The organism is Streptomyces sp. NPDC031210 (assembly GCF_055570395.1).
Genome location: NZ_JBVIHH010000004.1, coordinates 43,469 through 69,112 on the forward strand (window position 1 = coordinate 43,469; position 25,644 = coordinate 69,112).

Here is a 25,644-nt window from a genome sequence, read left to right on the forward strand (position 1 = left end):
CAGGGGGCCCCGTGAAGGATCTCGAACGCGGCGCGCGGATGGCGCCCAGGGTGGCCATCCCCGACCAGCATGCCCGGCCGCATCCGGTGGGTGTGGACGACCATGACGGCCGGTTGGACGCGGTGGAGCAGGCAGAGCGGGCGGACCACATGGAGCAGAGCGAGCAGCAGGGACAGCAGGCGCATCAGCATGATCCGCCCGCCGTCGGCCACCAGCCCCGGGAGGACGTGCGGACCGACGAGCCGCAGCGTTCCGGTCGGCCGCCGCAGCATGCCCATGATCCGCACGACCGCACCGGCGCGCGGGCGATGTTCTACGAGCTGCGCGATCTCCCCGACGGCTCCGCGGAGCGCGCGGAGCTGCGCAACACCCTCGTACGGATGCATCTGCCGCTCGTCGAGCATCTGGCGCGGCGGTTCCGCAACCGCGGTGAGCCACTGGACGACCTGACCCAGGTCGCGACCATCGGACTGATCAAGTCCGTGGACCGCTTCGACCCGGATCGCGGCGTGGAGTTCTCCACCTACGCCACGCCCACGGTCGTCGGCGAGATCAAGCGGCACTTCCGGGACAAGGGCTGGGCGGTCCGGGTGCCGCGCCGCCTCCAGGAGCTGCGGCTGTCGCTGACCACCGCGACCGCCGAGCTCTCCCAGCGGCACGGGCGCGCGCCGACGGTGCACGAGCTGGCCGAGCATCTGGGGATCTCCGAGGAGGAGGTGCTGGAGGGCCTGGAGTCGGCCAATGCCTACAGCACGCTCTCCCTGGATGTGCCGGACACCGACGACGAGTCCCCGGCCGTCGCCGACACCCTCGGCGCGGAGGACGAGGCGTTGGAGGGCGTGGAGTACCGCGAATCCCTCAAGCCGCTGCTGGAGGACCTGCCACCGCGCGAGAAGAAGATCCTGCTGCTGCGGTTCTTCGGCAACATGACCCAGTCGCAGATCGCGCAGGAGGTCGGCATCTCCCAGATGCACGTCTCGCGGCTACTCGCCCGCACCCTGGCCCAACTGCGCGACAAGCTGCTCGTGGAGGAGTGAGCGGGCCGGGGGGGGGGGGGGGGGGGGGGCCGCCCCCCCCCCCCCCCCCCCCCCCCCCCCCCCGGCCCGTTAGTCACTCCCGCGGCCCGATGCCGAGCGCCTCGGTGGCCGTCGGGTTGACCAGCAGGACGAGGACGACCAGCGCGGCCACGGCCAGCCCAGCACCGGCCGCGATCAGGGCGCCGCCGCCCTTGACGAGCGTCCAGGCCACCGGCAGCGCCACGATCTGGGTGATCATCGAGGGGCCGCGGCTCCAGCGGCGGCGCAGCCACAGCCCGCGCGCGGCCACCAACGGCAGCGCCGCCAGGGCCAGCAGCGTGAGGCCGCCCATCTCCGCCTGCTGCGGACTGTCGGGCGAACCGACGAGCCCCATGACCAGCATGGAGACGCCCAGGGCGGCCAATGCGGCCCCTTCGATCGCGGTGAGCGCCGCGGCGACGCTCAGCCGGGCTGGCCGGGGACCGGTCGGCTCCGGCGCGGCGGGGGCGCCTGCGGATCGGGACGCGGACTGCTTCTGCTGACTGCTCACCCCAGCAGGGTAGCGCCGGCCGCGCGCGGCGCCCGGGCCCCGGAGGCGGACGGGGATCGAGGCCGGTACCCGCACGTGGGTACGCTGCTGCACATGCGCGCACTTCTCGTGGTCAATCCCGCAGCAACCACCACCAGTGCCCGCACCCGTGACGTCCTCACGCACGCGCTCGCCAGCGATCTCAAGCTGGAGGTCGCCGAGACGCGCTACCGCGGCCACGCCCGTGACCTCGCCCGGCAGGCGGCCGAGGGCGGTGAGACCGAACTGGTCGTGGCGCTCGGCGGCGACGGCACCGTCAACGAAGTCGTCAACGGTCTGCTCACCCATGGCCCCGATCCGGACGCGCGCCCCCGGCTGGCCGTCGTCCCCGGAGGTTCCACCAACGTCTTCGCCCGCGCGCTGGGCCTGCCCAACGACGTGGTCGAGGCCACCGGCGCCCTGCTGGACGCGCTGCGCGACCGCAGCGAGCGCACGGTCAGTCTGGGACTGGCCTCGGGGACGCCCGGCAGTGAGGACGAGGGAGTACCGGCCCGCTGGTTCACTTTCTGCGCGGGCTTCGGGTTCGACGCGGGGGTCGTCGGCCGTGTCGAGCAGCAGCGGGAACGCGGCAAGCGTTCGACGCACGCCCTGTACGTGCGACAGGTCGTACGCCAGTTCATGGGTGAGGGCAACCGCCGGCGGGGCACCATCACCCTCGAACGCCCGGGCGGCACGGAGGGCTCCACGGAGCGCGTCGAGGACCTCGTGATGTCCATAATCTGCAACACCGCTCCCTGGACCTACCTGGGCAATCGCCCTGTTTACCCCTCCCCCGCGGCATCGTTCGACACGGCGCTGGATCTGTTCGCACTGAGCAAGCTCTCGGCCCCGGCGGTGACCCGGTACGCCACCCAGCTACTGACGTCAACACCGCACCGCGGGCCCCACGGCAAGCACGCGGTCTCTCTGCACGACCTGACGGACTTCACCTTGCATTCCCAGGTGCCACTGCCCTTCCAGATGGACGGCGACCACCTGGGGCTGCGTACGAGTGTGACGTTCACAGGCGTTCGCCGTGCACTGCGTGTGATTGTGTGAGCAGTAGGGCCTAAAGTCCTTTCACTCGAACGTTTAGGCTGACTTCCACCCCCTGGAAGTACGGCTGTGAGCTAGGCGACACCAAGGAATCAAAAAAAACTTTCCGGAAGGGGTTGTATCCGTCGCCGAGGTTTGCGAGTCTCTTCATGGCGATCGGGACGGCCGCTTCACCGGCCCCCTTGAGAGTCCGAATCCTCCTCCTCATTCCACAGGACCGCACCAGTGCGCAACTGGAGTTCGGCCCTTCCCTTGTGGAGGGATTCGTGAAAGCGTTCACATTCACAAGCAACGTTCCCGTCATACGAGGAGATGGAGCAGCCATGGACTGGCGTCACCGCGCCGTTTGCCGCGAGGAAGACCCCGAGCTCTTCTTCCCCATCGGCAACACCGGTCCTGCGCTCCTGCAGATCGAGGAAGCCAAGGCCGTCTGCCGCCGCTGCCCCGTCATGGAGCAGTGCCTGCAGTGGGCGCTCGAGTCCGGCCAGGACTCCGGCGTCTGGGGTGGTCTGAGCGAGGACGAGCGCCGCGCGATGAAGCGCCGTGCGGCTCGTAACCGGGCGCGCAACGCCAGCGCCTGAGCCAGACGCCCCGTGGCCCCCGAGCCGCAGCGCGCAGTACCACCCGATGCTCCCCCCGGCGCTGAATTGCCTGGCGGTCACCGCATCGCGATATGAGCTTTGAGCCCCGGACCGGATGGTCCGGGGCTTGCTGCTGTCCTGGACCGGCGCTGGTTCCCCTACGCCGCGTCTTCAGTGCTGGTGCTGCTTCTCCGGGCGGACGGGTACGTCGAGGATGACCTGGGTACCGCGCTCGGCCGCCCGCACCATGTCGAACTTTCCGCCCAACTCCCCCTCCACCAGGGTGCGTACGATCTGCAGCCCCAGGTTTCCCGCCCGGTGCGGGTCGAAGCCCTCGGGCAGACCGCGGCCGTCGTCCTGGACGGTGACCAGCAGGCGCGGCTCCGTACGCGTGCCGCCACGCACCGCGCCGACCTCGACCGTGCCGTGTTCGCCCTGGTCGAAGGCGTGCTCCAGGGCGTTCTGGAGGATTTCGGTCAGCACCATCGACAGCGGCGTGGCGACCTCGGCGTCCAGGATGCCGAAGCGGCCGGTACGCCGGGTGATGACCTTGCCCGGAGAGATCTCGGCGACCATGGCGAGCACCCGGTCGGCGATCTCGTCGAACTCCACCCGCTCATCGAGGTTCTGGGACAGCGTCTCGTGGACGATCGCGATCGAGCCGACGCGGCGCACCGCCTCGTTGAGCGCCTCGCGGCCCTGCTCGGAATCCATCCGCCGGGACTGCAGGCGCAGCAGCGCGGCGACGGTCTGGAGGTTGTTCTTCACCCGGTGGTGGATCTCCCGGATGGTGGCGTCCTTGGTGATCAGCTCCCTCTCCCGGCGTCGGAGTTCGGTCACGTCGCGCAGCAGCACGAGCGAACCGATGTGCGTGCCCTTGGGTTTGAGGGGGATGGCGCGCAGTTGGATCACGCCCTCCTCGCCCTCGACCTCGAATTCGCGCGGCGCCCAGCCGCTGGCGAGTTTGACCAGGGCCTCGTCCACCGGGCCGCGGGCGGGTGCGAGTTCGGCGGTGGCCTGGCCGAGGTGGTGGCCCACCAGGTCGGCGGCGAGGCCGAGGCGGTGGTAGGCGGAGAGCGCGTTGGGGCTGGCGTACTGGACCACGCCGTCGGCGTCGAGACGGATCAGACCGTCGCCGGCGCGCGGGGAGGCGTCCATGTCGACCTGCTGGCCGGGGAAGGGAAACGATCCGGCAGCGATCATCTGGGCGAGGTCGGAGGCGCTCTGGAGGTAGGTGAGCTCCAGGCGGCTGGGGGTGCGGACGGTGAGCAGGTTGGTGTTGCGGGCGATCACCCCGAGGACCCGCCCCTCGCGGCGGACCGGGATGGACTCGACGCGTACCGGCACCTCCTCGCGCCACTCCGGGTCGCCCTCGCGCACGATCCGGCCCTCGTCCAGGGCGGAGTCCAGCATCGGGCGGCGGCCGCGTGGCACGAGGTGGCCGACCATGTCGTCCTGGTAGGAGGTGGGGCCCGTATTGGGGCGCATCTGGGCGACCGACACATACCGCGTGCCGTCCAGAGTGGGGACCCACAGGACCAGGTCGGCGAAGGAGAGGTCGGAGAGCAGTTGCCACTCCGAGACCAGCAGATGCAGCCACTCGAGGTCGGAGTCGCTCAGAGCGGTGTGCTGGCGTACGAGATCGTTCATGGAGGGCACGACTTGGAGCCTACCGGCGTACGGTGTATCTGTTGTCCTCGCGAGAACACGCCCGGTTCGTGCGAGAACCGGTAAGAACATGGACAGATCAGAATGGTCTAGTCCACAATTGCTTGACACAGACCTCCGCTCTCCCCGCACAGGAGAGTGGAACGAGGCCCGAGCGCTCTCTGCCCTGACTGCGCCGCGGCCTCCGATCGACCGGTCCCAGGACGGGACCGTGCCCCTACCGCACATTGGGGTACGCCCCGCCCTGACACGGGGCCGGCCGATGTCAGCTCCGGGCTGCGGTGCCGGACAGGTTGAGGGTCCTGTCCCGGCGCCGCGGCCCGCGGGTGTTTCTACGGCCGGGCGGTTCCACAGCCGCGCGCGTCCAGCGGCCTTGGGTTTCCACCGGCCTGGTGTTTCTACGACCCTGGGCGCGAGGGCCCCGCGGCGCCAGCCGCCGCTACCTCCTCCTCCCTCTCCTGAGGGAACGCCCGCATCGCGAAGGCGGCGACCGCCTCCAGAGCCGCCCGGTCCGCGCCGTCCCTGGCCTGCTGTGACATGCCCTGCATCACGGCGCCCACGTAATGGGTCAGCCCGCTCGCGTCCGTGTCGGCGGGGAGCACGCCGCAGACGACATCCGCCCGGATCCGCCGCTCCACGCGACCGAGATTCGCCTGCCGCATCTCCCGCAGGTACTCGGCGACGTCGGGGGAGGCGGTGTTGAGGGCGGCGCTGATCACGAGGCAGCCACGGGGGCGGCCGGGCAGGGTGTATTCGACGGCCGCCTCACGCAGGGCCCGCCCTATGCCGCGGCAGGCGGTCGGCTCCTCGGCCACGGCGCGGGTGAGGAAGCCGCCGTAGAGCCGGACGTACGCGGCGACGGCCTCCTCGAAAAGCGCCCGCTTGTCACCGAAGGCCGCGTACAGGCTGGGGGCACTGATGCCCATGGTGTGGGTGAGGTCGGAGATGGAGGTGGCTTCGTAACCCTGCTCCCAGAAGGACCGGATCGCCTTCTCCAGGGCCGTCTCCCGGTCGAAGGACCGGGGCCGTCCGCGCTGCTTGCTGTCCTTGGCCGCCATGGAATGAATTCTATAGCGATCGGTACGGAAGGCGTGCTACGGTCTTTCTGTATCGAGCGCTACATAAAGCGTGCGGCGGAAAACCGCCGTACGGGGGGTGCACCCGCGTGCACACATTCCAAAGGAGACTGCTTTGAGCGCACTCGCCGGCAAGACGGCACTCGTGACGGGCGGCAGCAGGGGGATCGGCCGGGCGATCTCCGAGCGGCTGGCCAAGGACGGCGCGCGGGTCGCCGTGCACTACGGCCACGATCGGACCGCGGCCAAGGAGACGGTGGCGAGGATCGAGTCGACGGGCGGCGAGGCGTTCGCCATCGCCGCGGAGCTGGGCACTCCGGATGCCGCCGAGACGCTGTGGGCCGGCTTCGACGCCCAGGCGGACGGGCTGGACATCCTGGTCAACAACGTCGGCACGGACGGCAAGCGGGAGCCGATCGCGGGGATATCCGAAGCCGATTTCGACCGGGTGTTCGCGATCAACGCCAAGGCGCCGTTCTTCATCACCCAGCTCGGCCTGGACCGGCTGCGGGACGGCGGCCGGATCATCAACATCTCGACGGGGCTGACGCGGGGGCTCGCCATGCCCGAGTTGATCTCCTACGCCATGTCCAAGGGCGCGCTCGACGTCCTGTCCCTGACCCTCGCCAAGGAGCTCGGCCCGCGCGGCATCACGGTCAACGTCGTGGCTCCCGGAGTGGTCGACACGGACATGAATGAGGGCTGGCTGCGCGGGGAGGCGAACGAGGGAGCCCGCGAGGCGGTCCGGGCGGTGTCCCCGCTGGGCCGGATCGCCGACCCGACGGACATCGGCGACATAGTGGGCTTCCTGGCCTCCAACGACAGCCGCTGGGTGACGGGCCAGTGGATCGAGGCGACGGGCGGGGCGCGCGTCTGACGAGCACGGCGACGGGGGCGCGGGCGCGCGGCTCGCCATGCGGCCGCGCACCCGCGCCCCGGAGGCCGGTCCAAGGGCGCCACGGCGGCCGGGGGCAAGGGAGGTCCCGGGGGCCGGGCCAAGGGAGCCGCGGAGACCGGGGGCAAGGGAGGTCCGGAGGCCGGGGCAAGGGAGCCTCGGAGGCCGGGTCCAGGGAGCCTCGGAGGCCGGGTCCAGGGGGCCTCGGAGGCCGGGTCCAGGGGGCCTCGGAGGCCGGGGCTCGGCATCCACCCTCTGATAGATTGGTCTATACCACCACCCACCTAGACCATTCTCCAGAACGGCAGGCCAACGTGGAAGTTGTCATCGTCCCGGACGCCACGGCAGGTGGCGAGCTCATCGCGGAGGCCATCGCCGCCTTGGTGCGCCGCAAGCCCGACGCTCTGCTCGGTGTCGCCACCGGATCGACCCCGCTGCCCATCTACGAGGCGCTCGCCTCGAAGGTCCGGGCCGGCGCGGTGGACGCCTCGCACGCCCGTATCTGCCAGCTCGACGAGTACGTCGGCCTGCCCGCCGGGCACCCGGAGTCCTACCGTTCGGTGGTCCTGCGTGAGGTCATCGAACCGCTCGGCCTGAGCGAGGAGTCGTTCATGGGCCCCGATGGCACGGCCGAGGATGTCCAGGCCGCCTGCGAGGCGTACGACGCGGCGCTGAGCGAGGCCGGGGGCGTGGACCTCCAGTTGCTCGGTATCGGCACCGACGGGCACATCGGCTTCAACGAGCCCTGCTCGTCGCTCGCTTCGCGTACCCGCATCAAGACCCTGACCCAGCAGACCCGGGTGGACAACGCCCGCTTCTTCGACAGCCTCGAACAGGTCCCGCACCACGTCATCACGCAGGGCATCGGCACCATCCTGGAAGCCCGCCACCTGATACTCCTGGCCACCGGCGAGGGCAAGGCCGACGCCGTGGCCCAGTCCGTCGAGGGCCCGGTAGCCGCCCTGGTCCCCGCCTCGGCGCTCCAACTCCACCCCCACGCCACGGTGGTGGTGGACGAAGCCGCAGCCTCCAAACTGAAGCTCGCCGACTACTTCCGCGCCACGTACGCCGCCAAGCCGGGCTGGCAGGGCCTCTAGGCGCACGGACGGCTGTCCGGCCCGGCGCCGCGGGGCCGGACGGCTCCCCGAGCACGCGGGGCCGGGCGGCTCCCTGAGCTCGCGGGGCCGGATGGCTCCCGGGGCGCGCGGTCTGGACGGCTCCCGGAGGCGCGCAGGACCGGGCGGCTCCCAGGGCGCGCGGGGCTGGTCGGCTCCCAGGGCGCGCGGGCTGGACGGCTCCCGGAGGCGCGCAGGACCGGGCGACTCCCAGGCGCGTGGGGCTGGTCGGCTCCCAGGGCGCGCGGTCTGGACGGCTCCCGGAGGCGCGCAGGACCGGGCGGCTCCCAGGCGCGTGGGGCTGGTCGGCTCCCGGGGCCGCGCGTGCCCCGGCGACGTGCCCACGGCACGGGGCGTGGGCGACGTTCAAGGGCCCTTGGCACCGGGGCACTCGGGCCGGGGGACGGGGCCACGGCGCGCCCAGCCGCTCCGCCGTCCCCGACCGGCGGGTCCGACCACACGGTCGCCGCGCCCCTTGCCAACAGGCGTCGGGGTGTGGACGCCAGACCACCGGCCGCCCTCTACGAGGGCCCCTGGACGCCGCCCGGCCGTCTGTCCCCCGGACCACACCCCGCGGAGCCACACCGACCGCTTGGCCACGGGACAACCGGGCCGCCGGACCACAGGGCCGCCGGCAGCCGGAACGACCGGGCTGCCGGAACGACCGGGCTGGCGGGCTGGCGGGCTGGCGGGCTGGCGGGCTGGCGGGCTGGCGGGCTGGCGGGCTGGCGGGCTGGCGGGCTGGCGGGCTGGCGGGCTGGCGATCAACCATCTCCGGGGGCCGGGCTGCCGGGCGCATTGGGTCGCCGAGGCAGCGGCAGCCGGGGCGCCAGGCGGCGCCGCCTGCCTTCACCTCACTGCCGGCGCGACCACGCCCATCCGGCCCGTCGGTCCGCTGGCGGCCGAGCATCAACCAGCCAGCACCGAGCGCCGAGCACCAGCCCAAAAGCTCGGCCCAGCCCCAGCCCCAGCCCCAGGCCCAGCCCGAGCCAGCCCGATCCCCAGCACCAGCACCGGCGCGCGGTCGCGCCCGGGTTCGGGGCGTCGCAGGGCCGGTGGCTGGTGGTTGCTTCGTTCGTGGGTGGTTTCCTCGGTCAGGCGGGTGGGGTCATGAGGGCTTCCGCCGCTGCTTGGGCGCAGACCTGGGCGGCGCCGTGGGTGGCCAGGTGAGGGGCGCCTTGGGGTGCGGCCTGGGGCAGGCCCATTTCGATTACGGGGGTGTCGGGGCGGGCGGCGAGGAGAGCTCGCAGGGCGTCGGCCATCCAGGGGTGGCGGTGGACGTCGCGGACGACGGCGACGACGCGACGCTGGGCGGCGGCGGCGAGGAGATCGGCGATCAGGGCGGGGATGCCGGCCTCGGTGGCGGCTTCGGCGGTGTAGGTGGCGGTTTCGGTGCCCGGGAGGAGCCGGGCCAGTTCGGTGGCGACGCCCCAGGGGGTCTCGTCGCCGACGGCGATGTTGGGGAGGGGGCTGAAGGAGGCGACGTACGCGGGACCGGTCAGCGGCTCGAACGGCGTGTCCGGCGTGCGGCGCAGGGCACGGCGGGCGGCGACGAGGCCGATACCGGGTGCGGGCGCGATCCCCGCGCCCGAGTGGGTCGGAGAGGACCCGGCTCCCAGATGCGCCGGAGAGGACCCCGCTCCCGGGCGGGCCGGAGAGCCCCCCACTCCCAGGTGGGCCTGGGAGACCCCCCGCCCCCGCGCCGCGGTTCGGGTCCAGTCGGCGAGGGCGCGTACGCGTGACGCGGCGTCGGACAGGCGTTGTTCGGGGAGGTCGCCGTCGTGTACCGCTCGGACGAGGGCGTCGCGCAGGCGGAGGACGGTGTGTTCGTCGGACAGGCCGCCGCCGACGCAGATGGCGTCCGCGCCCGCGGCGATGGCGAGGACGCTGCCGCGCTCGATGCCGTAGGCGGCGGAGATGGCGCGCATTTCCATGCCGTCGGTGACGATCAGGCCGTCGAACCCGAGGCCGCCTTCGGAGGCGGGGGCGCGCAGCAGGCCGGTGAGCACGTTCGCGCTCAGTGTGGCGGGGAGGGTGGCGTCCAGGGCCGGCAGCAGGATGTGCGCGCTCATGACGGCCTTGGTGCCGGCGGCGATCGCGGCGCGGAACGGGACGAGTTCGCGTTCTTGGAGGGTGGGCACGTCGGCGGCGATGTGCGGCAGGTCGTGGTGGGAGTCGACGGCGGTGTCGCCGTGTCCGGGGAAGTGCTTGGTGCAGGCGGCGACGCCGGCGGACTGGAGGCCGTCGACGTAGGCGGCGGTGTGCCGGGCGACCAGCAGCGGGTCGGCGCCGAAGGAGCGGACGCCGATGACGGGGTTGGCGGGGTTGGAGTTGACGTCGGCGGAGGGCGCCCAGTTGAGGTTGATGCCGCATTCGGCCAGGCGGCGGCCGAGTTCGCGGGCGACGTCGCGGGTCAGGGCGGTGTCGTCGACGGCGCCGAGGGCGAGGTTGCCGGGGAAGGAGGAGCCGCCGCGTACCTCCAGACGGGTGACGTCGCCGCCCTCCTCGTCGATGGCGACCAGGACGTCCTCGCGTTCGCGGCGCAGTTGGGCGGTGAGGGCGGCCAGTTGGGCGGGGTCGGCGACGTTGCGGCCGAACAGGCCGACCGAGGCCAGTCCCTCGCCGAGGCGGCGCAGCAGCCAGTCGGGCGCGGTGGTGCCGGTGAAGCCGGGCTGGAGGACGGCGAGCGCGTCCCGGGTGAGGGTGTCGGCGGAGCGTACGGAGCCTACGAGAGGGGTCATGTCTGCGTTATCCCTTCACCGCGCCGGAGGTGAGACCGCCGACCGCCTTGCGTTGCAGGAACAGGAAGAGGAGCAGGATCGGCACCGCGAAGATCGAGGCGGCGGCCATGGTGGCGCCCCAGTCGTCGCCGAACTGGGTCTGGAACTGGGACAGCCACAGGGGCAGGGTGCCCGATTCGGGTTCCTTGTTGAGCACCAACACGAGCGGGAATTCGTTCCAGGCGGTGATGAACCCGAAGAGGGAGGTGGCCATCAGGCCGGGGGCGAGCAGCGGGAAGACGACTTTGGTGAACGCCTGGCGGCGCGAGCAGCCGTCGACCATGGCCGACTCCTCCAGTTCCCGGGGGACCGCGGCGACGTAGCCGCGCAGGGTCAGGAGGGTGAAGGGCAGCACCATCAGCATGTAGAAGCAGGTGAGCGGGAGCAGGCTGTTGAGCATGTCGGCGTCCCGGACGATCATGTAGATCGAGATCACCATGACCTCCCAGGGCGCCATCTGGGCGACCATGAAGGTCAGCAGGATGCCCTTGCGGCCCTTGAAGCGCATGCGGGTGAGCGCGAACGCCCCGCACAGCGCGATGAGCAGGGAGAAGGAGACCGCCAGGACGGTCACCAGGAGCGAGTTCCCGGCGAGTGTCCAGAAGTTGGGGGCGTTCACGGCGGTGGCGAAGTGTTCGAGGGTGCCGTGGAGCGGGAACCACACGGGGTCTTCGCTGATGATGTCCTGGGTGGGCTTGAAGGCCGTGTTGAACATCCAGTACACGGGGAAGACGAAGCCGAGGGCGAGCACGACCGCCGTGGCGTTGGGCCAGATGCGGCCGGCCAGGGAGCGCTTCACAGCTCGTCCTCCTCTTGCTTGAGCGTCAGGCGCAGGTAGTACGCGGTCATGGCGAGCAGCACCGCGATGGTCAGCAGGGAGATCGCGGCTCCCATGCCGAAGTGGAGGTTGCCGACGCCCTCGGTGAAGGCGTAGACGGGCAGGGTTTCGGTGAGCCGGTCCGGTCCGCCCTCGTTGATCGCGAAGATCTGCGGGAATGCCTTGAAGACCCAGATGACTTCGAGGAACGTCGTGGCGAGGAAGAACGGCTTGAGGAAGGGGAAGGTGACCGAGGTGAAGACCTTCCAGGTGCCGGCGCCGTCCATCCGGGCGGCTTCGTAGAGCTCCTTGGGGATGGTCGTGGTGGCGGCGTAGAGGTTCAGCGCCACGAAGGGCAGCGACTGCCACACGATCAGGACGGTGATGACAAAGAAGGTCGAGAGCTGGGTGCCGACCCAGTCGTAGTGGGCCATGGAGTGGCGGCCGAGCTTGTCGAGCAGCCAGTTGACGACGCCGTAGCGGGAGTCGAACAGCCACTGGAAGACGGTGGTGGCGGCGATCACCGGCATCGCCCAGGCCAGCACCAGCGCGACGGACAGCGTCAACCGCATCTTCTTGCCCAGGCGGGCCAGCAGCAGCCCGATCAGCACTCCGAGGACCATGATCAGCACGACGTTGACGCCGGTGAAGACGATGGTGCGCCCGGTGACCCGCCAGAACTCCTCGCTGCCCAGGATCTCCTGGTAGTTGCCGGTGCCGCGCCAGTCCGTGAGGTGCTGGATCAGCTCCTTCATGTTCAGGTTCTGGAAGGAGAGCAGGAGGTTGCGCACCATCGGCCAGCCCAGGAGGACCGCGGTGGCGATCAGGGCCGGGAGCAGCAGCAGGTAGGGGGCGCCGCGGGCGGCCCGCCGGCTTCCGGGGCCGCGGCGGGCGGGCGGTGGGCCCCCCGCACCGGTTGGCGGCGCGGTCTTGTCCACCGCGTCGTCGAGCTGCACTGCCATGGCCTGTTGTTCCCCGTTCTGCCCGTCGATGCGTTGTCGCCTTGTGAGGTACGTCCGTCCGTACGGGCCGGGGACGGCCGGCCCGTACGGTGCCGGAGCGGTGGACCGCTCGGCGCTACGGCTTGGCGAGCCGCTCGTTGATCTCGGACTCGACGTCCTTGGCGGCGTCGGCCGGTGCCTTGCCGTTCAGGACGGCGGTCATGTAGCTCTTGATGGGGTTCGGGAGGTTCTCGACGGCGGCCCACTGGGGGATCAGCGGCGTGGTGCCGGCCGACTTCTGGGCGGCGGGAGCGGCGGCCTCGGCGGCCGGGTTCCCCTTGGCGGCGTCGGCCAGGTCCGGGGACTTGGGCGTCCAGCCGACCTCCTTGACCATCTGTCCGTCGTTCTCCTTGGACAGGGCGATCTTCAGGAATTCCTTGGCGAGTTCCTGGTTCTTGCTCATTCCGGCGACGGCGAAGTTGGAGCCGCCGAGGAAGACGCCCTCGGGCTTGTCGGCGGTTTCACCGGGAATGGTGAAGAAGCCGATGTCGTCCTTGATTTTCGGGTTGGCTTTGACGGCGGTGGCGGCTTCGTAGCCCATGGCGATGAGGGCGCCGGTCTTCCCCTTGGCGAAGATTTCGGCCTGTTGCGGCTGGGCCTCGTCCTTGTTCTTCGGGGCGGTGCTGAACGCCTGGTACTGCTGGTAGATGTCCATGGCCTTGGAGACCTTGGGGTCGCCGAGGTTGGAGACCCATTTTCCGCCGCTCTTCTTCACCAGGTCGGCGCCGGTGCCGATGGTCAGGCCGTCGAAGAAGTACCAGTTCTGGCCGGGGAGGTAGAGCGGTTCGGCGTCGGTCTTCTTCTTGATGGTGTCGAAGGCCCGGAACAGCTCGTTGCGGGTCTTGGGGAGTTCCTTCAGGCCCGCGTCGGCCCAGATCTTCTTGTTGTACATCACCACGCGGTTGCCGGCGTACCACGGCAGCGCGTACTGCTTCCCGTCCGCCATGGCCGCCTTGTTGAAGGAGGCGTTCCAGTCGGCGCCGATTTCCTTCTTGAGGTCGCCGAGGTCGGCCAGGGCGCCGGCCTTGGCGTAGGCGGCGGTCTGCGTGTTGCCGATTTCGACGACGTCGGGCGGGGTGTCCTCGGAAAGGGCGGTGGTCAGCTTCTGCTGGATGCCGTTCCACTGCTGGGACTTGAATTCGACCGTGGCGCCGGTCTTCTTCTTGAACTGCTCGGAGACCTGCTTGGTCCACTGCGCCGGATTCGATCCGCTCATCACCCAGACGGTCAGCTTCTGGCCCTTGAAGCCATTCGCGCCCGCCTTCTTGCCGTCGCTGGACCCACAGGCAGCGACACTCACCAGCATTCCCGCGACTGCCGTCGCTGCTATGAGCCCACGCTTCATTGCGCTCTCCCCTAAAGGCCGGGTGTGGTCTTTAATGGTTTAGACCAGTGCCCGCAGCTTGGCCTAGACCTTTTGGGGTGTCAAGGGTGTATAAGAGTCGCTGTCGGCTCCGTTACCGGACCGACATCTGGCGGGCCGGGACCTGCGAGGGGCACGGGGATCCCTCCCGTGCCACGATGTGAGCCGCTACGTACGGAGGAGCCGGTGACGGCAGCGCGACAGGAGTCGGAGAGGCGGGTCATGGACACCGAAGGAGGCAGCGCCGAAAACGGCGGCAGCGCCACGCGCACCGCCCGGGTGCCCAAGTACTACCGCCTCAAGCGGCACTTGCTGGAGATCACCGAGACCCTGCCGCCCGGCACCCCGGTGCCGCCCGAGCGCACCCTGGCGGCGGAGTTCGACACCTCGCGCACGACGGTGCGTCAGGCCCTCCAGGAGCTGGTCGTCGAGGGCCGCCTGGAGCGCATCCAGGGCAAGGGCACCTTTGTCGCCAAGCCCAAGGTCTCCCAGGCTCTGCAACTGACCTCCTATACCGAGGACATGCGCGCCCAGGGCCTGGAGCCGACCTCGCAGCTCCTGGACATCGGCTACGTCACCGCCGACGACCGGCTGGCCGGACTGCTGGACATCACCGCCGGCGGCCGGGTCCTGCGCATCGAGCGGCTGCGGCTGGCCAGCGGCGAGCCGATGGCCATCGAGACCACCCACCTGTCGGCCAAGCGGTTCCCGGCGCTGCGCCGCAATCTCGTCAAGTACACCTCGCTGTACACCGCGCTGGCCGAGGTCTACGACGTCCGCCTCGCGGAGGCCGAGGAGACCATCGAGACCTCCCTCGCCACCCCGCGCGAGGCCGGGCTGCTGGGCACCGACGTCGGCCTGCCGATGCTGATGCTCTCCCGGCACTCCCTCGACGCCCAGGGCGACCCGGTCGAGTGGGTGCGCTCGGTGTACCGCGGCGACCGCTACAAGTTCGTGGCGCGGCTCCAGCGCCCTACGGACTGACCCGACTCCTCCCGCCCCGCCCCGCCTGGCCGAAACGCCGCGCGGGGCGGGGCGGCGCGCACCCGGGACGCCCGATTCCGTGTCCCGCGGGCCGGTTGGGCCGGTCGCGAAACGCCCGCCGTCCGGTTTCCGTACGAACCGCCGAAACTTCGTACCGATATGCGGACAGCTAGTGACGCGTGCCACGGCCCTGCCATAGATTTCCAGCCGATTGCACAGGAGTTCGCCAGGACGGAGCATCGCCCATGCCAGAGCCAGCCGAATCACCGGACAGCAGACAGATCGTCACCCCCACCCGGGTGGTGGCCGCGTTGTGCCTGGTCGCTCCGTTCGTCGCGATGCTGTGGGTGAGTTCGTACGCCAGGACCGAGCCGACGCTCGGCGGCATCCCGTTCTTCTACTGGTACCAGATGCTCTGGGTGCTGATCTCGACCGTGCTGACGATGATCGCCTACAGGCTCGTGCAGCGTGAGCGCCGCGCCCGCAAGGGCGGTGCGGCCAAGTGACGTTCGCGACGACCGCACCGGTCACCACTCCCCACCCGGCCCACCTCGCGGCCTCCGCCACGGATGGCGTCAACGGCATCGCGCTGGCCGTCTTCGTGTTCTTCTTCCTGGCCGTGACGGTCATGGGCTTCCTGGCCGCCCGCTGGCGCAAGGCCGACGAATCCGCCAACCTCGACGAATGGGGCCTGGGCGGCCGCAGCTTCGGCACCTGGGTGACGTGGTTCCTGCTGGGCGGCGACCTCTACACCGCGTACACCTTCGTGGCGGTCCCGGCGGCGATCTACGCGGCGGGTGCGGCCGGCTTCTTCGCCGTGCCGTACACCATCCTCGTCTACCCGCTCATCTTCACCTTCCTGCCCCGGCTGTGGTCGGTGTCGCACAAGCACGGCTACGTCACCACCTCCGACTTCGTGCGCGGCCGCTTCGGCTCCAAGGGCCTGTCGCTGGCCGTGGCGCTCACCGGCATCCTGGCGACCATGCCCTACATCGCGCTCCAACTCGTCGGCATCCAGGCCGTCCTGGACGTGCTGGGGATCGGCGGCGGCGAGAACACCCACTGGTTCGTCAAGGACCTCCCGCTGCTGATCGCGTTCGCCGTGCTCGCCGCGTACACCTACTCCTCGGGGCTGCGGGCGCCCGCGCTGATCGCCTTCGTCAAGGACGGGTTGATCTACCTCGTCATCGCGGTGGCGATCATCTACATCCCGATCAAGCTCGGCGGCTTCGACGCGATCTTCGACGCGGCCGGGAAGGCGTTCGCGGAGCCCGGCCCGACCGGGAAGCCGCGCGGTGCGCTCGTGACCGGACCGGACGGGCAGTGGGCGTACGCCACGCTGGCGCTCGGCTCCGCGCTGGCGCTGTTCATGTACCCGCACTCCATCACCGCGACGCTGTCCTCGCGCAGTCGCAACGTGATCCGCCGCAACACCACGATCCTGCCGCTGTACTCCCTGATGCTGGGTCTGCTGGCGCTGCTCGGCTTCATGGCGATCAAGGCCGGTACGGACATCCAGGGCAATCCGCAGCTCGCGATCCCGCAGTTGTTCGAGGACATGTTCCCGAGCTGGTTCTCCGGCGTCGCGTTCGCCGCGATCGGCATCGGCGCGCTGGTGCCCGCGGCCATCATGTCGATCGCCGCGGCCAACCTCTTCACCCGCAACGTCTACAAGGACTTCCTCAAGCCCGACGCCACCCCGGCGCAGGAGCACAAGGTCGCCAAGCTCGTCTCGCTGCTGGTGAAGGTCGGCGCGCTGGTCTTCGTCCTGACCATGGACAAGACCGTGGCCATCAACTTCCAGTTGCTGGGCGGCATCTGGATCCTGCAGACCATGCCCTCGCTGGTCGGCGGTCTGTTCACCCGCTGGTTCCACCGCTGGGCGCTGCTGACCGGCTGGGCGGTGGGCATGCTCTACGGCACGCTCGCGGCGTACGGCGTGGCCAGTCCCACCCAGGCCCACTTCGGCGGCAACAGCAAGGAGATCCCCGGCATCGGGGAGATCGGCTACATCGGCCTGACCGCGTTCGTGCTGAACGTGGTGGTGACGGTGGTGCTGACCTTCGCCCTGAAGGCCGTGAAGGCCCCGGACGGCGTCGACGAGACCAGCCCCGGCGACTACACCGCGGACGCCGGCGACAAGGGCGTCAGCCCCGAACTGCCCCCCGCCACGGCGGGCGCCCCGGCCGGCCACTGACCCGGCCACCCGCTCCGGCGCCTACGGGCCGTCGCGCCCCCTTGGGGGATGCGGCGGCCCGTTCGCCTGTCGTGGCGCGACCGGACCGCCTGCGCGCGTCAGTTCACCCAGTCCTTCAACGGCTCGGTTTCGACCGTGATGCCCACCGGGTCCGGGAGGTGGAGGGTCTTGCCGTACGGCACCGTGTGAACGTTCTCGTAGCGGGCGCCGTCCGGCTCGCTGTAGACCGACACCTGACACGTGTCACGGTCGATCAACAGGTAGACCGGAATGCCAGTTTCCGCATAAGCACGGGGCTTCTCCACGCGGTCACGCTGCTCGGTGTCCGAGTCGTATGAGGTGACTTCGACGACCATCAACACCGGGTCCGGGTCAACCCATTCGCCCTGGCCTGCGATCACGCCGCTGTGAACAAGAGCGCCGTCCGGGCGGGCGCGGCCGCGCCGGTAGGACTGCACCCTGAGCCCTTGGTCCGGATAGAGCCACAGTTCCGGGCGCGACTGGATGCAGATACGCGTCAGCCACTCGATGATCAGCGCGTGGTCCGCGTCCGGCATGGGCTTGCTCCTGACCTTCCCGTCGATGAGTTCCAACCGCGCGCCCTCCTCCAAACGGGCGAGTATCCGGGCGGCCTCTTCGAAGTGCTCGGTGAGCATGATGTGCGGCCGGTCGGCAAGCGCGGTCATGAAGCCTTCTCCCTCTGTCATCAGCGGAGCAAGAAACGTAGAAACGACGATAGCCGAGGGCACTGACAGACACCGCCCGATCACTCACGACTCACTAGATGTGGGGGTGCACGCGCCTGGGCACCCCCACATGTATGCTCGTGCTCGCTGTCGCCGCAGGGGAATCCGGTGCGAATCCGGAACTGTCCCGCAACGGTGTATGAGCGCGCCCGGGTGGCTGTGCCACCCTCTCGCGCGCCCGTGAAGTCCGAGGACCTGCCGACGGTACGCCCGCACCGCCATCGGTGCGGACGTCGATACGTCCGGGCCTCGCGGGTTGGGCCGGTGGACGCCGCGCGGTGGTTCGCGCATCCCGGAACGGGGTGCCGCATGCCCGCGCGCGCCCGTCGCGCCCCGCCCTCCAGGCCCCCGCCGAGTGAGGGAGAGCACCACGTGACCATCGCGCCAACGGAGCCCGCGTCAGACGCCGAGGTCGGACAGCCCGCGGTGGCCGCGCACAGTGCCCCCGCCGGCCGGACCGGACGCGGTGAGGACGGGCCGGGCGTCGCCTTGCTGCGCACCCTGACCGATCTGACCGAGGACCTGACGGCGACCGACCCCGGCAAGGTGGCCGCCGCCGCCCTGCGGGGCCGGCACGCCGGCTCCGACGAGGCCGAGTTGCGGTCGCTGGCCATCGACGCCGCCGCGGGTCTGATCGGCGACGAGCCGCAGTATTCGAAGCTCGCGGCGCGCCTGCTCACCCTCGCCATCGCCGAGGAGGCGGCCGGACAGGGGGCGGTCGCCTTCTCGGCCTCCGTCGCCACCGGCCACCGCGAGGGCCTCATCGCGGACGAGACCGCCGCGTTCGTACGGACCCACGCCGCCCGCCTGGACGCGCTGGTCGACACCGCCCTGGCCGACGGCGCCGACGACCGCTTCGGCTACTTCGGGCTGCGCACCCTGCACTCCCGCTACCTGCTCCGGCACCCGATGACCCGTCAGGTCATCGAGACCCCGCAGCACTTCCTGCTGCGCGTGGCCTGCGGGCTGGCCGAGAACGATTCGGCCGCCGCGCTGGAGGACGTCGCCGAGCTGTACCGCCTCACCAGCACGCTGTCCTACCTCCCCTCCTCCCCCACCCTGTTCAACTCCGGCACCCGCCACCCGCAGATGTCCTCCTGCTATCTGCTGGACTCCCCGCTGGACGAACTGGACTCCATCTACGACCGCTACCACCAGGTCGCCCGCCTGTCGAAGCACGCCGGCGGCATCGGCCTGTCCTACTCCCGGATCCGCGCACGGGGGTCGCTGATCCGGGGCACCAACGGTCACTCCAACGGCATCGTGCCGTTCCTGCGCACGCTGGACGCCTCGGTCGCGGCGGTCAACCAGGGCGGCCGGCGCAAGGGCGCCGCCTGCGTCTACCTGGAGACCTGGCACGCCGACATCGAGGAGTTCCTGGAGCTGCGCGACAACACCGGCGAGGAGGCGCGCCGCACGCACAACCTGAACCTGGCGCACTGGATCCCGGACGAGTTCATGCGCCGCGTCGAGGCGGACGCCGACTGGTCGCTGTTCTCGCCGTCCGACACGCCCGAGCTGGTGGACCTGTGGGGCGCGGAGTTCGACGCCGCCTACCGCGCGGCCGAGGCCGACGGCCGGGCGCTCAAGCAGATCCCGGCGCGGGTGCTGTACTCGCGGATGATGCGCACGTTGGCGCAGACCGGCAACGGCTGGATGACGTTCAAGGACGCCGCCAACCGCACCGCCAACCAGACCGCCGAGCCCGGCAACGTCGTCCACTCCTCGAACCTGTGCACCGAGATCCTGGAGGTGACGGACGACGGCGAGACGGCCGTGTGCAACCTGGGATCGGTGAACCTCGCCGCGCACCTCGGTGACAACGGCGAGATGGACTGGGAGCGGCTCGACGCCACGGTCCGCACCGCCGTCACCTTCCTCGACCGCGTGGTGGACATCAACTTCTACCCGACCGAGCAGGCCGGGCGGTCCAACTCCCGCTGGCGGCCGGTGGGTCTGGGTCTGATGGGTCTTCAGGACGTGTTCTTCCGGCTGCGCCTGCCCTTCGACTCGGAAGCGGCGCGGGAGCTGTCGACGCGGATCTCCGAGCGGATCATGCTCGCCGCCTACGAGGCGTCCGCGGACCTGGCCGAGCGGCACGGCCCGCACCCGGCGTGGTCCGCGACGCGCACCGCCCGCGGCGTGCTGCACCCCGACCACTACCCCGACGCCGAGCCCCGCTGGGCGGACCGCTGGGCGGCGCTGCGCGCCCGGGTCGCGGCGACCGGGATGCGCAACTCGCTGCTGCTGGCCATCGCGCCGACGGCCACCATCGCCTCGATCGCGGGGGTGTACGAGTGCATCGAGCCGCAGGTCTCCAACCTCTTCAAGCGCGAAACGCTCTCCGGTGAGTTCCTCCAGGTCAACGCCTATCTGATCGAGGAGCTCAAGGCGCTGGGCCTGTGGGACGCGCGCACCCGCGACGCGCTGCGCGAGGCCAACGGCTCGGTGCAGGACGTCGGCTGGATCCCTGAGGAGATCCGGGCGCTGTACCGCACGGCCTGGGAGATCCCGCAGCGTGCCCTGATCGACATGGCCGCGGCCCGTACGCCCTACCTCGACCAGAGCCAGTCCCTGAACCTGTTCATGGCGTCGCCGACGATCGGCAAGCTCAGCTCGATGTACGCCTACGCCTGGAAGCGCGGCATCAAGACGACGTACTACCTGCGTTCCCGTCCGGCGACGCGGATCGCCCAGTCGGCGCGCGGCACGGCCGCCGCCGTCCCCGTACCGCAGCAGGCCACCGACCCCGAGGCGGTCGCCTGTTCCCTGGAAAACCCCGAGTCCTGCGAGGCCTGCCAGTAATGACCACCGCACCCGAGACCGCCCCGGCCGCCGGCAACGGCCCCGCGACCGGCACCAAGAACCTCCTCGACCCGGGGTTCGAGCTGACCCTGCGCCCCATGCGCTACCCGGACTTCTACGACCGCTACCGCGACGCGATCAAGAACACCTGGACCGTGGAGGAGGTCGACCTCCACTCCGACGTCACCGACCTCGCCAAGCTCTCGCCGGGCGAGCAGCACATGATCGGCCGGCTGGTGGCGTTCTTCGCGACCGGCGATTCGATCGTCGCCAACAACCTGGTGCTCACGCTCTACAAGCACATCAACTCCCCCGAGGCGCGGCTGTATCTGTCGCGGCAGCTCTTCGAGGAGGCCGTGCACGTCCAGTTCTATCTGACGCTGCTGGACACCTATCTGCCCGACCCCGAGGACCGCGCCGCCGCTTTCGCGGCCGTGGAGAACATTCCGTCGATCCGGGAGAAGGCGCAGTTCTGCTTCAAGTGGATGGATTCGGTCGAGAAGATCGACCGGCTGGAGAGCAAGGCCGACCGGCGTCGTTTCCTGCTCAATCTGATCTGCTTCGCGGCGTGCATCGAGGGGCTGTTCTTCTACGGCGCGTTCGCCTATGTCTACTGGTTCCGCTCGCGCGGTCTGCTGCACGGTCTGGCGACCGGCACCAACTGGGTGTTCCGGGACGAGACGATGCACATGAACTTCGCGTTCGAGGTCGTCGACACCGTCCGCGCGGAGGAGCCCGACCTCTTCGACGACGCGCTGGAGCAGCAGGTCACGGACATGCTCAAGGAGGCCGTCGAGGCGGAATTGCAATTCGGCCGGGACCTGTGCGGTGACGGCCTGGCGGGCATGAACACCGAGTCGATGCGGGAATACCTCCAGTGCGTCGCCGACCAGCGGCTCCAGCGGCTGGGCTTCGCGCCGGTGTACGGCTCGCAGAACCCGTTCTCGTTCATGGAGTTGCAGAACGTCCAGGAGCTGACGAACTTCTTCGAGCGCCGGGCCTCGGCCTATCAGGTCGCCGTCGAGGGCTCGGTCTCCTTCGACGACGAGTTCTGACCGGCCCGCGAGAGCGAGAACTCCGGTCACCACCCGCGACGCCCCTTCGCCTTCCCGGACCGCGCCGTCCGCCGCGGACCGCACGCCGATTATGACCATTCGGTTAGCGGTTGCGCGCGGCGGCAACCGGGGGACCCCGTCGCCCCCTCTTCGGGGGTATGAAGGGCAAGAAGGGGCGTCGCCGGTTCGTCGACTATCCGCGTCAGGGGCGCGTGGGTCCGCGCCGCTGGCTGCCGTCGTGGCGGCAGCTACTGGGCATGTTCGGGCTCGGCGTGGCCGGGCTGGCGGGGCTGTTCGCCCTGGTCTACGTCAACGTCGGCATCCCGAACGAGAACCCGCTGGCCGGGCGGGAAGCCACCGTCTACTACTGGGCGGACGGCAGCCAGATGGTCAGCGTGGGCGCTGTCAACCGGCAGAACGTCTCCCTCGCCGAGGTGCCCGACTCCGTGGAGTCGGCCGTGATCGCGGCGGAGAACGCCACGTTCTACAGCGATTCCGGCGTCTCGCTCAAAGGCATCGGCCGGGCCTTGGTCAACATGGTCGCCGGCGAGGACGCCCAGGGCGGCTCCACCCTCACCCAGCAGTATGTGAAGAACACCTATCTCACGCAGGACCAGACGGTCACCCGTAAGGTCAAGGAATTCGTCATCGCGCTGAAGGTGAACAACCAGAAAACCAAACAGGACATTCTGCGCGGTTATCTCAACACGAGCTGGTTCGGGCGCGGTTCGTACGGAATCCAGGCCGCCGCGCACGCCTTCTACGGCATCGACGCGCGGAAGGTGAACCCCAGCCAGGCCGCCCTGCTGGCCGCGTTGCTGAAGGGTTCCGAACAGTACGATCCGGGTCTGAGCGAGGCCAATCACGAACGGGCCGTGGCCCGCTGGAAATGGATACTCGACCGCCAGGTCGCCACCGGCCACATGAGCCGGGCCGAACGCGCGCGATACCGTACGTTCCCCGAGCCGCGCCCGCTGTCGAAGCCCACCAGCCAGGCCGGGCAGACCGGCTATCTCGTGGATGTCGCCAACAAGTTCATCAAGAGCGCCACCGGTCTGACCGACAAGGACCTGGGCCGCGGCGGCTACCGCATCCACACGACATTCGACAAGAAGCGCACCCAGCGGCTGGAGAAGGCCGTCAAAAGCGTCCGCGAGCGCGCTCTCGATCCCAAGAAGCGGGCGACCGACACCTTCGTGGAGTTCGGTGCCGCGTCCGTGCGCCCGGCGGACGGCGCGATCCTCGCGCTCTACGGCGGCGCGGACGCCACGAAGCACTTCAGCAACAACGCCGACACCTCCGCGGTCCCGGCCGGTTCCGCCTTCAAACCGTTCGTCCTGGCGGCCGCCCTGCAACAGCAGGCCGACGAGTTCGGCACGCAGCCCGGCCCGGACGCCGAGGAGAGCCCCTACGGTGATCTCTTCGGGGCCCTGCTGAAAGGCGAGAACCAGCCCTTCGTGCGGGCCGGGCAGAGCGTCGGTCTGGAGTGGATCAAGGAGCTGGCGGTGGCCGCGGGGCTGCGCGAGGAGAGCCTGGCCCAACTGGAGCAGACCTTCCCGCTCGGCACCTCGGCGCCCAGCGCCATCCGGATGGCGAGCGCCTACACCACCTTCACCAACGGCGGGCTGCACGCGGACCCGTACGCGGTGTCCAAGGTCACCCACAACGGCAAGCCGCTGGACGGCTTCGACCGCCCGGCGCCCCAGCAGGTCCTCTCCCCCGACGTCGCCTCGCAGGTGGCCGGTGCCCTCGAAGGGTTCGGCCGGCGCACGCTGGGCGCGATGGGCGCCGGGGGCCTCGACGACGGCACGGGCGGCGGGCGGCCGGTGGCGGCCGGCGGCACCGAGCCCGGGGACCGGATGAAGTCGGCGTGGTTCATCGGCGGCCCGGCGGGGACGTGGGCCTCGCCCGGCACCCGCCCCGACGACGCGCCGGGGGACGCGGCCGGTGCCGGGGACGGCAGCGAACCCACCACCGCCGTCACGCTCTTCCGCAACAAGCCCGGCGCGCCCGAGCTGCTGCCCCTGCAAGGCGTCGGCGGCCCCGACTCCGGGCTGGGCACGGCCCTGCCGCCCCGGATCTGGGCCGCCTACCAGGCCGCGTCGTGAGCCGCGCTCAGTCGTTGGCGACGACGGGGTAGCGGGGCTCGCCCTCGGCCATCTGCTTGAGCACGTCCTTGCGGTCGCGCTTGGAGAGCCGGTCGATGTAGAGGTAGCCGTAGAGGTGATCGGTCTCGTGCTGGAGGCAGCGGGCGAAGTAGCCGGTGCCCTCGACGGCGATCGGGTTGCCCTTGGCGTCCTGGCCACGCACCACGGCGTAGTCGGGGCGGGCCAGCTCGGCGTAGGCGCCGGGCACGGAGAGGCAGCCCTCGTTGGAGTCGTCCAGCACCCGGCGCTCGGCCGGCAGCTCGTCCAGGACCGGGTTGCAGACCGCGCCGACGTGGCGTACGCCCGAGTCGTCCAGGCAGTCGTAGACGAAGACCTTCAGGTCCACGCCGATCTGGTTCGCGGCCAGGCCCACGCCCTCGGCCGTGCGCTGGCTGGCGAACATGTCGTCGATGAGCTGGGCGAGCCCGTCGTCGAACTCGGTGACGTCCTTGCACTCCTTGTGGAGCACCGGATTGCCGACGACCGTGATGGGCCGCGACGTGCCGCGCTCGCGGTGGGCGGCCTCCCGCTGCTCCGCGTCCGTCGTGTCATCGATGAACTCTTCGTCCACGCGCTGCTCACCGTCTTGATCAAACACAGGCTGCTGGGCCATCTCCGCCGTACGCCTTCCTGAAAACCCTGATAAGTCGCCCTACAGACTACGGGGGCGGGCGGCCCGGGAACGCACGGACCGATCCGGCCGACCGGTACCGGGCGGCGCGGCCTCAGCAGACCTCTTCGAGGTCCCGCCATTCCCGGCTGTCGGGGCTGTCCGCGACCCAGCCGTCCAGCAGCCCGCGCACCAGGGCGGAGGGCGCCGCGATGCCGCATTCGCGCTCGGGCACCCACAGGGAGCCGGAGCCGGCCGTGCGGTGGCCCAGCGGCCCGGGGTGGCCCGGCTCGCTGTGGTCGTGCGGGTCCAGGTGCTCGCCGTCGCCCTCGTCGCTGGGCATCCGGCTCTCCGAGCACGTACGGCACAGCAGCCGCACGGACGACGACCAGTCCTCGGCGGCGAAGCCGGCGTCGGCCGCCAGCCGCTCCAGCGCGTCCCGGTCGGCTTCCGTGGCGGCCTCCAGCAGCACCACCCAGGTCGGGACGGGGGACGGCGCCCACAGCTCGATCTCGTCGAAGACCGGGTAGGACGGGCCGGCGGCGGTGACCCGCTCGCCGTGCGGGACGCCGTCGTGCAGGACGACCTCGCCCCAGCGGCGCCCGGAGGACGGCAGCGGGATGGACAGCACCTCGATACGCGCCGGATCCAGTCGACGGCCCCACACCACCTCCGCCTCGCCCTCGGGCGACAGCCGGACCGCGGCGCTGCCCAGCGCCATACCGGCGGGCTCGGCGGAGGGCGAGCCGTCGGCGGGGACCTTCAGGCCGTACGCCTGCCAGGCGCGGCGGGCCAGCGGCCAGTCCTGGAGGGCGGTGGCGGCGATGCCCACGTTCCACCAGTCGGGCGCCCCCGTCTCCCGGTCCAGCAGCGCGACGGCGCGCAGCCCGGCGGCCCTGGCCTGCTCCCAGTCGTGGCGGAACTTGTGCAGCAGGGCGAGGTTGAACCAGGACTCCGACAGCCACGGCTCCATGTCGGCGGCGCGGGTCAGCAGCGCCCCGGCGTCGTCGTAACGGCCGTCGCCGATCAGCGTGAAAGCGCGGTCGGTCGCCTGCCGCCACGAGGCGGAGGGCCGGTGCCGTACCTTGCCGAAGATCCTCACGATTCCCGCCTGCTGGTCGCTCTCGATGCCGCTTTCGCCGGGTCTCCCGAGCGGCGCCCGGT

21 protein-coding genes and 1 riboswitch are annotated in these 25,644 nt (G+C 70.6%); of the genes, 11 read left to right on the plus strand and 10 right to left on the minus strand.

Features of this window, described 5'->3' with window-relative positions:
• The first annotated feature begins 38 nt into the window (after positions 1–38).
• Positions 39–1,037 carry an RNA polymerase sigma factor SigF gene (locus tag ACZ45Z_RS09700; protein WP_468359747.1) on the plus strand — a complete coding sequence of 333 codons (999 nt, stop codon included), beginning with the start codon at positions 39–41 and terminating at the stop codon, positions 1,035–1,037.
• A 73-nt stretch (positions 1,038–1,110) separates the two neighbouring features.
• Here ACZ45Z_RS09700 and ACZ45Z_RS09705 read toward each other — a convergent pair whose 3' ends face one another.
• Positions 1,111–1,566, minus strand: coding sequence for a hypothetical protein (locus tag ACZ45Z_RS09705; protein ID WP_468358872.1), 456 nt, complete (start codon positions 1,564–1,566; stop codon positions 1,111–1,113).
• A 93-nt stretch (positions 1,567–1,659) separates the two neighbouring features.
• Here ACZ45Z_RS09705 and ACZ45Z_RS09710 point away from each other — a divergent pair, with 93 nt between their 5' ends.
• Both ACZ45Z_RS09710 and ACZ45Z_RS09715 read left to right on the plus strand, forming a co-directional pair.
• Complete coding sequence (locus ACZ45Z_RS09710) at positions 1,660–2,643, plus strand: diacylglycerol/lipid kinase family protein (RefSeq protein ID WP_468358875.1); 984 nt, start codon at positions 1,660–1,662, stop codon at positions 2,641–2,643.
• A gap of 320 nt (positions 2,644–2,963) precedes the next feature.
• Complete coding sequence (locus ACZ45Z_RS09715; protein WP_003983230.1) at positions 2,964–3,221, plus strand: WhiB family transcriptional regulator; 258 nt, start codon at positions 2,964–2,966, stop codon at positions 3,219–3,221.
• A 171-nt stretch (positions 3,222–3,392) separates the two neighbouring features.
• Here ACZ45Z_RS09715 and ACZ45Z_RS09720 read toward each other — a convergent pair whose 3' ends face one another.
• Together ACZ45Z_RS09720 and ACZ45Z_RS09725 are read right to left on the minus strand one after the other, a co-directional pair.
• Positions 3,393–4,871, minus strand: a complete 1,479-nt coding sequence (locus ACZ45Z_RS09720; protein ID WP_468359750.1) for a sensor histidine kinase — start codon at positions 4,869–4,871, stop codon at positions 3,393–3,395.
• Between the two features lie 416 nt (positions 4,872–5,287).
• The gene (locus tag ACZ45Z_RS09725) at positions 5,288–5,947 is read right to left on the minus strand and encodes a TetR/AcrR family transcriptional regulator (protein ID WP_468358878.1); all 660 of its coding nucleotides are present in this window, start codon (positions 5,945–5,947) and stop codon (positions 5,288–5,290) included.
• Positions 5,948–6,080: 133 nt separating this feature from the next.
• Between ACZ45Z_RS09725 and ACZ45Z_RS09730 the strand changes: the two genes are divergently transcribed.
• Both ACZ45Z_RS09730 and nagB read left to right on the plus strand, forming a co-directional pair.
• Positions 6,081–6,842: an SDR family oxidoreductase gene (locus tag ACZ45Z_RS09730; protein ID WP_468358881.1), complete on the plus strand. Its 762-nt coding sequence runs from the start codon at positions 6,081–6,083 to the stop codon at positions 6,840–6,842.
• A gap of 332 nt (positions 6,843–7,174) precedes the next feature.
• Positions 7,175–7,957: a glucosamine-6-phosphate deaminase gene (gene nagB / locus ACZ45Z_RS09735; protein WP_468358884.1), complete on the plus strand. Its 783-nt coding sequence runs from the start codon at positions 7,175–7,177 to the stop codon at positions 7,955–7,957.
• Positions 7,958–9,069: 1,112 nt separating this feature from the next.
• Here the strand turns inward: nagB and ACZ45Z_RS09740 are convergent.
• The 4 genes from ACZ45Z_RS09740 to ACZ45Z_RS09755 form a co-directional block, all read right to left on the minus strand.
• Positions 9,070–10,716 carry a glycoside hydrolase family 3 protein gene (locus tag ACZ45Z_RS09740; protein ID WP_468358887.1) on the minus strand — a complete coding sequence of 549 codons (1,647 nt, stop codon included), beginning with the start codon at positions 10,714–10,716 and terminating at the stop codon, positions 9,070–9,072.
• Between the two features lie 7 nt (positions 10,717–10,723).
• A complete protein-coding gene (locus ACZ45Z_RS09745; RefSeq protein WP_468358890.1) occupies positions 10,724–11,554 on the minus strand; it encodes a carbohydrate ABC transporter permease in 831 nt (276 codons plus the stop codon).
• The gene (locus tag ACZ45Z_RS09750) at positions 11,551–12,534 is read right to left on the minus strand and encodes a carbohydrate ABC transporter permease (RefSeq protein WP_468358893.1); all 984 of its coding nucleotides are present in this window, start codon (positions 12,532–12,534) and stop codon (positions 11,551–11,553) included. The genes ACZ45Z_RS09745 and ACZ45Z_RS09750 overlap by 4 nt, the downstream gene beginning before the upstream one ends.
• Positions 12,535–12,649: 115 nt before the next feature.
• Entirely contained in the window at positions 12,650–13,918 is a 1,269-nt protein-coding gene (locus tag ACZ45Z_RS09755; RefSeq protein WP_468358896.1) for an extracellular solute-binding protein, read from the minus strand.
• Between the two features lie 240 nt (positions 13,919–14,158).
• On the opposite strand from ACZ45Z_RS09755, the gene ACZ45Z_RS09760 reads away from it, so the two are divergent.
• The 3 genes from ACZ45Z_RS09760 to mctP all read left to right on the plus strand — a co-directional run bounded on the left by ACZ45Z_RS09760 (position 14,159) and on the right by mctP (position 17,117).
• Entirely contained in the window at positions 14,159–14,920 is a 762-nt protein-coding gene (locus ACZ45Z_RS09760) for a GntR family transcriptional regulator (RefSeq protein WP_468358899.1), read from the plus strand.
• 245 nt (positions 14,921–15,165) lie between these two features.
• Positions 15,166–15,426: a DUF3311 domain-containing protein gene (locus tag ACZ45Z_RS09765; protein WP_468358903.1), complete on the plus strand. Its 261-nt coding sequence runs from the start codon at positions 15,166–15,168 to the stop codon at positions 15,424–15,426.
• Positions 15,427–15,548: 122 nt separating this feature from the next.
• Positions 15,549–17,117: a monocarboxylate uptake permease MctP gene (gene mctP, locus ACZ45Z_RS09770; RefSeq protein WP_468359754.1), complete on the plus strand. Its 1,569-nt coding sequence runs from the start codon at positions 15,549–15,551 to the stop codon at positions 17,115–17,117.
• Between the two features lie 98 nt (positions 17,118–17,215).
• Here mctP and ACZ45Z_RS09775 read toward each other — a convergent pair whose 3' ends face one another.
• Complete coding sequence (locus ACZ45Z_RS09775; RefSeq protein ID WP_468359757.1) at positions 17,216–17,803, minus strand: Uma2 family endonuclease; 588 nt, start codon at positions 17,801–17,803, stop codon at positions 17,216–17,218.
• A 134-nt stretch (positions 17,804–17,937) separates the two neighbouring features.
• Positions 17,938–18,080: riboswitch (cobalamin riboswitch) on the plus strand.
• A 155-nt stretch (positions 18,081–18,235) separates the two neighbouring features.
• Between ACZ45Z_RS09775 and ACZ45Z_RS09780 the strand changes: the two genes are divergently transcribed.
• From ACZ45Z_RS09780 to ACZ45Z_RS09790, 3 genes are all read left to right on the plus strand, one after another.
• The gene (locus ACZ45Z_RS09780; protein ID WP_468358906.1) at positions 18,236–20,668 is read left to right on the plus strand and encodes a ribonucleoside-diphosphate reductase subunit alpha; all 2,433 of its coding nucleotides are present in this window, start codon (positions 18,236–18,238) and stop codon (positions 20,666–20,668) included.
• Positions 20,668–21,723, plus strand: a complete 1,056-nt coding sequence (locus ACZ45Z_RS09785; RefSeq protein WP_468358908.1) for a ribonucleotide-diphosphate reductase subunit beta — start codon at positions 20,668–20,670, stop codon at positions 21,721–21,723. The genes ACZ45Z_RS09780 and ACZ45Z_RS09785 overlap by 1 nt, the downstream gene beginning before the upstream one ends.
• A gap of 158 nt (positions 21,724–21,881) precedes the next feature.
• Positions 21,882–23,831 (plus strand): transglycosylase domain-containing protein, encoded by a 1,950-nt coding sequence (locus tag ACZ45Z_RS09790; protein ID WP_468358911.1) that lies wholly within the window; start codon positions 21,882–21,884, stop codon positions 23,829–23,831.
• Between the two features lie 7 nt (positions 23,832–23,838).
• On the opposite strand, the gene def is transcribed toward ACZ45Z_RS09790, so the two are convergent.
• Both def and ACZ45Z_RS09800 read right to left on the minus strand, forming a co-directional pair.
• Positions 23,839–24,483: a peptide deformylase gene (gene def / locus ACZ45Z_RS09795; protein ID WP_468358914.1), complete on the minus strand. Its 645-nt coding sequence runs from the start codon at positions 24,481–24,483 to the stop codon at positions 23,839–23,841.
• A 112-nt stretch (positions 24,484–24,595) separates the two neighbouring features.
• Complete coding sequence (locus ACZ45Z_RS09800) at positions 24,596–25,582, minus strand: tetratricopeptide repeat protein (RefSeq protein ID WP_468358917.1); 987 nt, start codon at positions 25,580–25,582, stop codon at positions 24,596–24,598.
• Positions 25,583–25,644: the final 62 nt, after the last annotated feature.

What these genes read in the sequence shown, in the direction of transcription:
- ACZ45Z_RS09750 (WP_468358893.1), bottom strand. Translation starts at nt 12,534, where the DNA reads ATGGCAGTGCAGCTCGACGACGCGGTGGACAAGACCGCGCCGCCAACC.
- ACZ45Z_RS09725 (WP_468358878.1), bottom strand. Translation starts at nt 5,947, where the DNA reads ATGGCGGCCAAGGACAGCAAGCAGCGCGGACGGCCCCGGTCCTTCGAC.
- ACZ45Z_RS09700 (WP_468359747.1), top strand. Translation starts at nt 39, where the DNA reads ATGGCGCCCAGGGTGGCCATCCCCGACCAGCATGCCCGGCCGCATCCG.
- ACZ45Z_RS09715 (WP_003983230.1), top strand. Translation starts at nt 2,964, where the DNA reads ATGGACTGGCGTCACCGCGCCGTTTGCCGCGAGGAAGACCCCGAGCTC.
- ACZ45Z_RS09765 (WP_468358903.1), top strand. Translation starts at nt 15,166, where the DNA reads ATGCCAGAGCCAGCCGAATCACCGGACAGCAGACAGATCGTCACCCCC.
- ACZ45Z_RS09720 (WP_468359750.1), bottom strand. Translation starts at nt 4,871, where the DNA reads ATGAACGATCTCGTACGCCAGCACACCGCTCTGAGCGACTCCGACCTC.
- mctP (WP_468359754.1), top strand. Translation starts at nt 15,549, where the DNA reads ATGGGCTTCCTGGCCGCCCGCTGGCGCAAGGCCGACGAATCCGCCAAC.
- ACZ45Z_RS09755 (WP_468358896.1), bottom strand. Translation starts at nt 13,918, where the DNA reads ATGAAGCGTGGGCTCATAGCAGCGACGGCAGTCGCGGGAATGCTGGTG.
- ACZ45Z_RS09785 (WP_468358908.1), top strand. Translation starts at nt 20,668, where the DNA reads ATGACCACCGCACCCGAGACCGCCCCGGCCGCCGGCAACGGCCCCGCG.
- ACZ45Z_RS09760 (WP_468358899.1), top strand. Translation starts at nt 14,159, where the DNA reads ATGGACACCGAAGGAGGCAGCGCCGAAAACGGCGGCAGCGCCACGCGC.
- ACZ45Z_RS09775 (WP_468359757.1), bottom strand. Translation starts at nt 17,803, where the DNA reads ATGACCGCGCTTGCCGACCGGCCGCACATCATGCTCACCGAGCACTTC.
- ACZ45Z_RS09740 (WP_468358887.1), bottom strand. Translation starts at nt 10,716, where the DNA reads ATGACCCCTCTCGTAGGCTCCGTACGCTCCGCCGACACCCTCACCCGG.
- ACZ45Z_RS09790 (WP_468358911.1), top strand. Translation starts at nt 21,882, where the DNA reads ATGAAGGGCAAGAAGGGGCGTCGCCGGTTCGTCGACTATCCGCGTCAG.
- def (WP_468358914.1), bottom strand. Translation starts at nt 24,483, where the DNA reads ATGGCCCAGCAGCCTGTGTTTGATCAAGACGGTGAGCAGCGCGTGGAC.
- ACZ45Z_RS09710 (WP_468358875.1), top strand. Translation starts at nt 1,660, where the DNA reads ATGCGCGCACTTCTCGTGGTCAATCCCGCAGCAACCACCACCAGTGCC.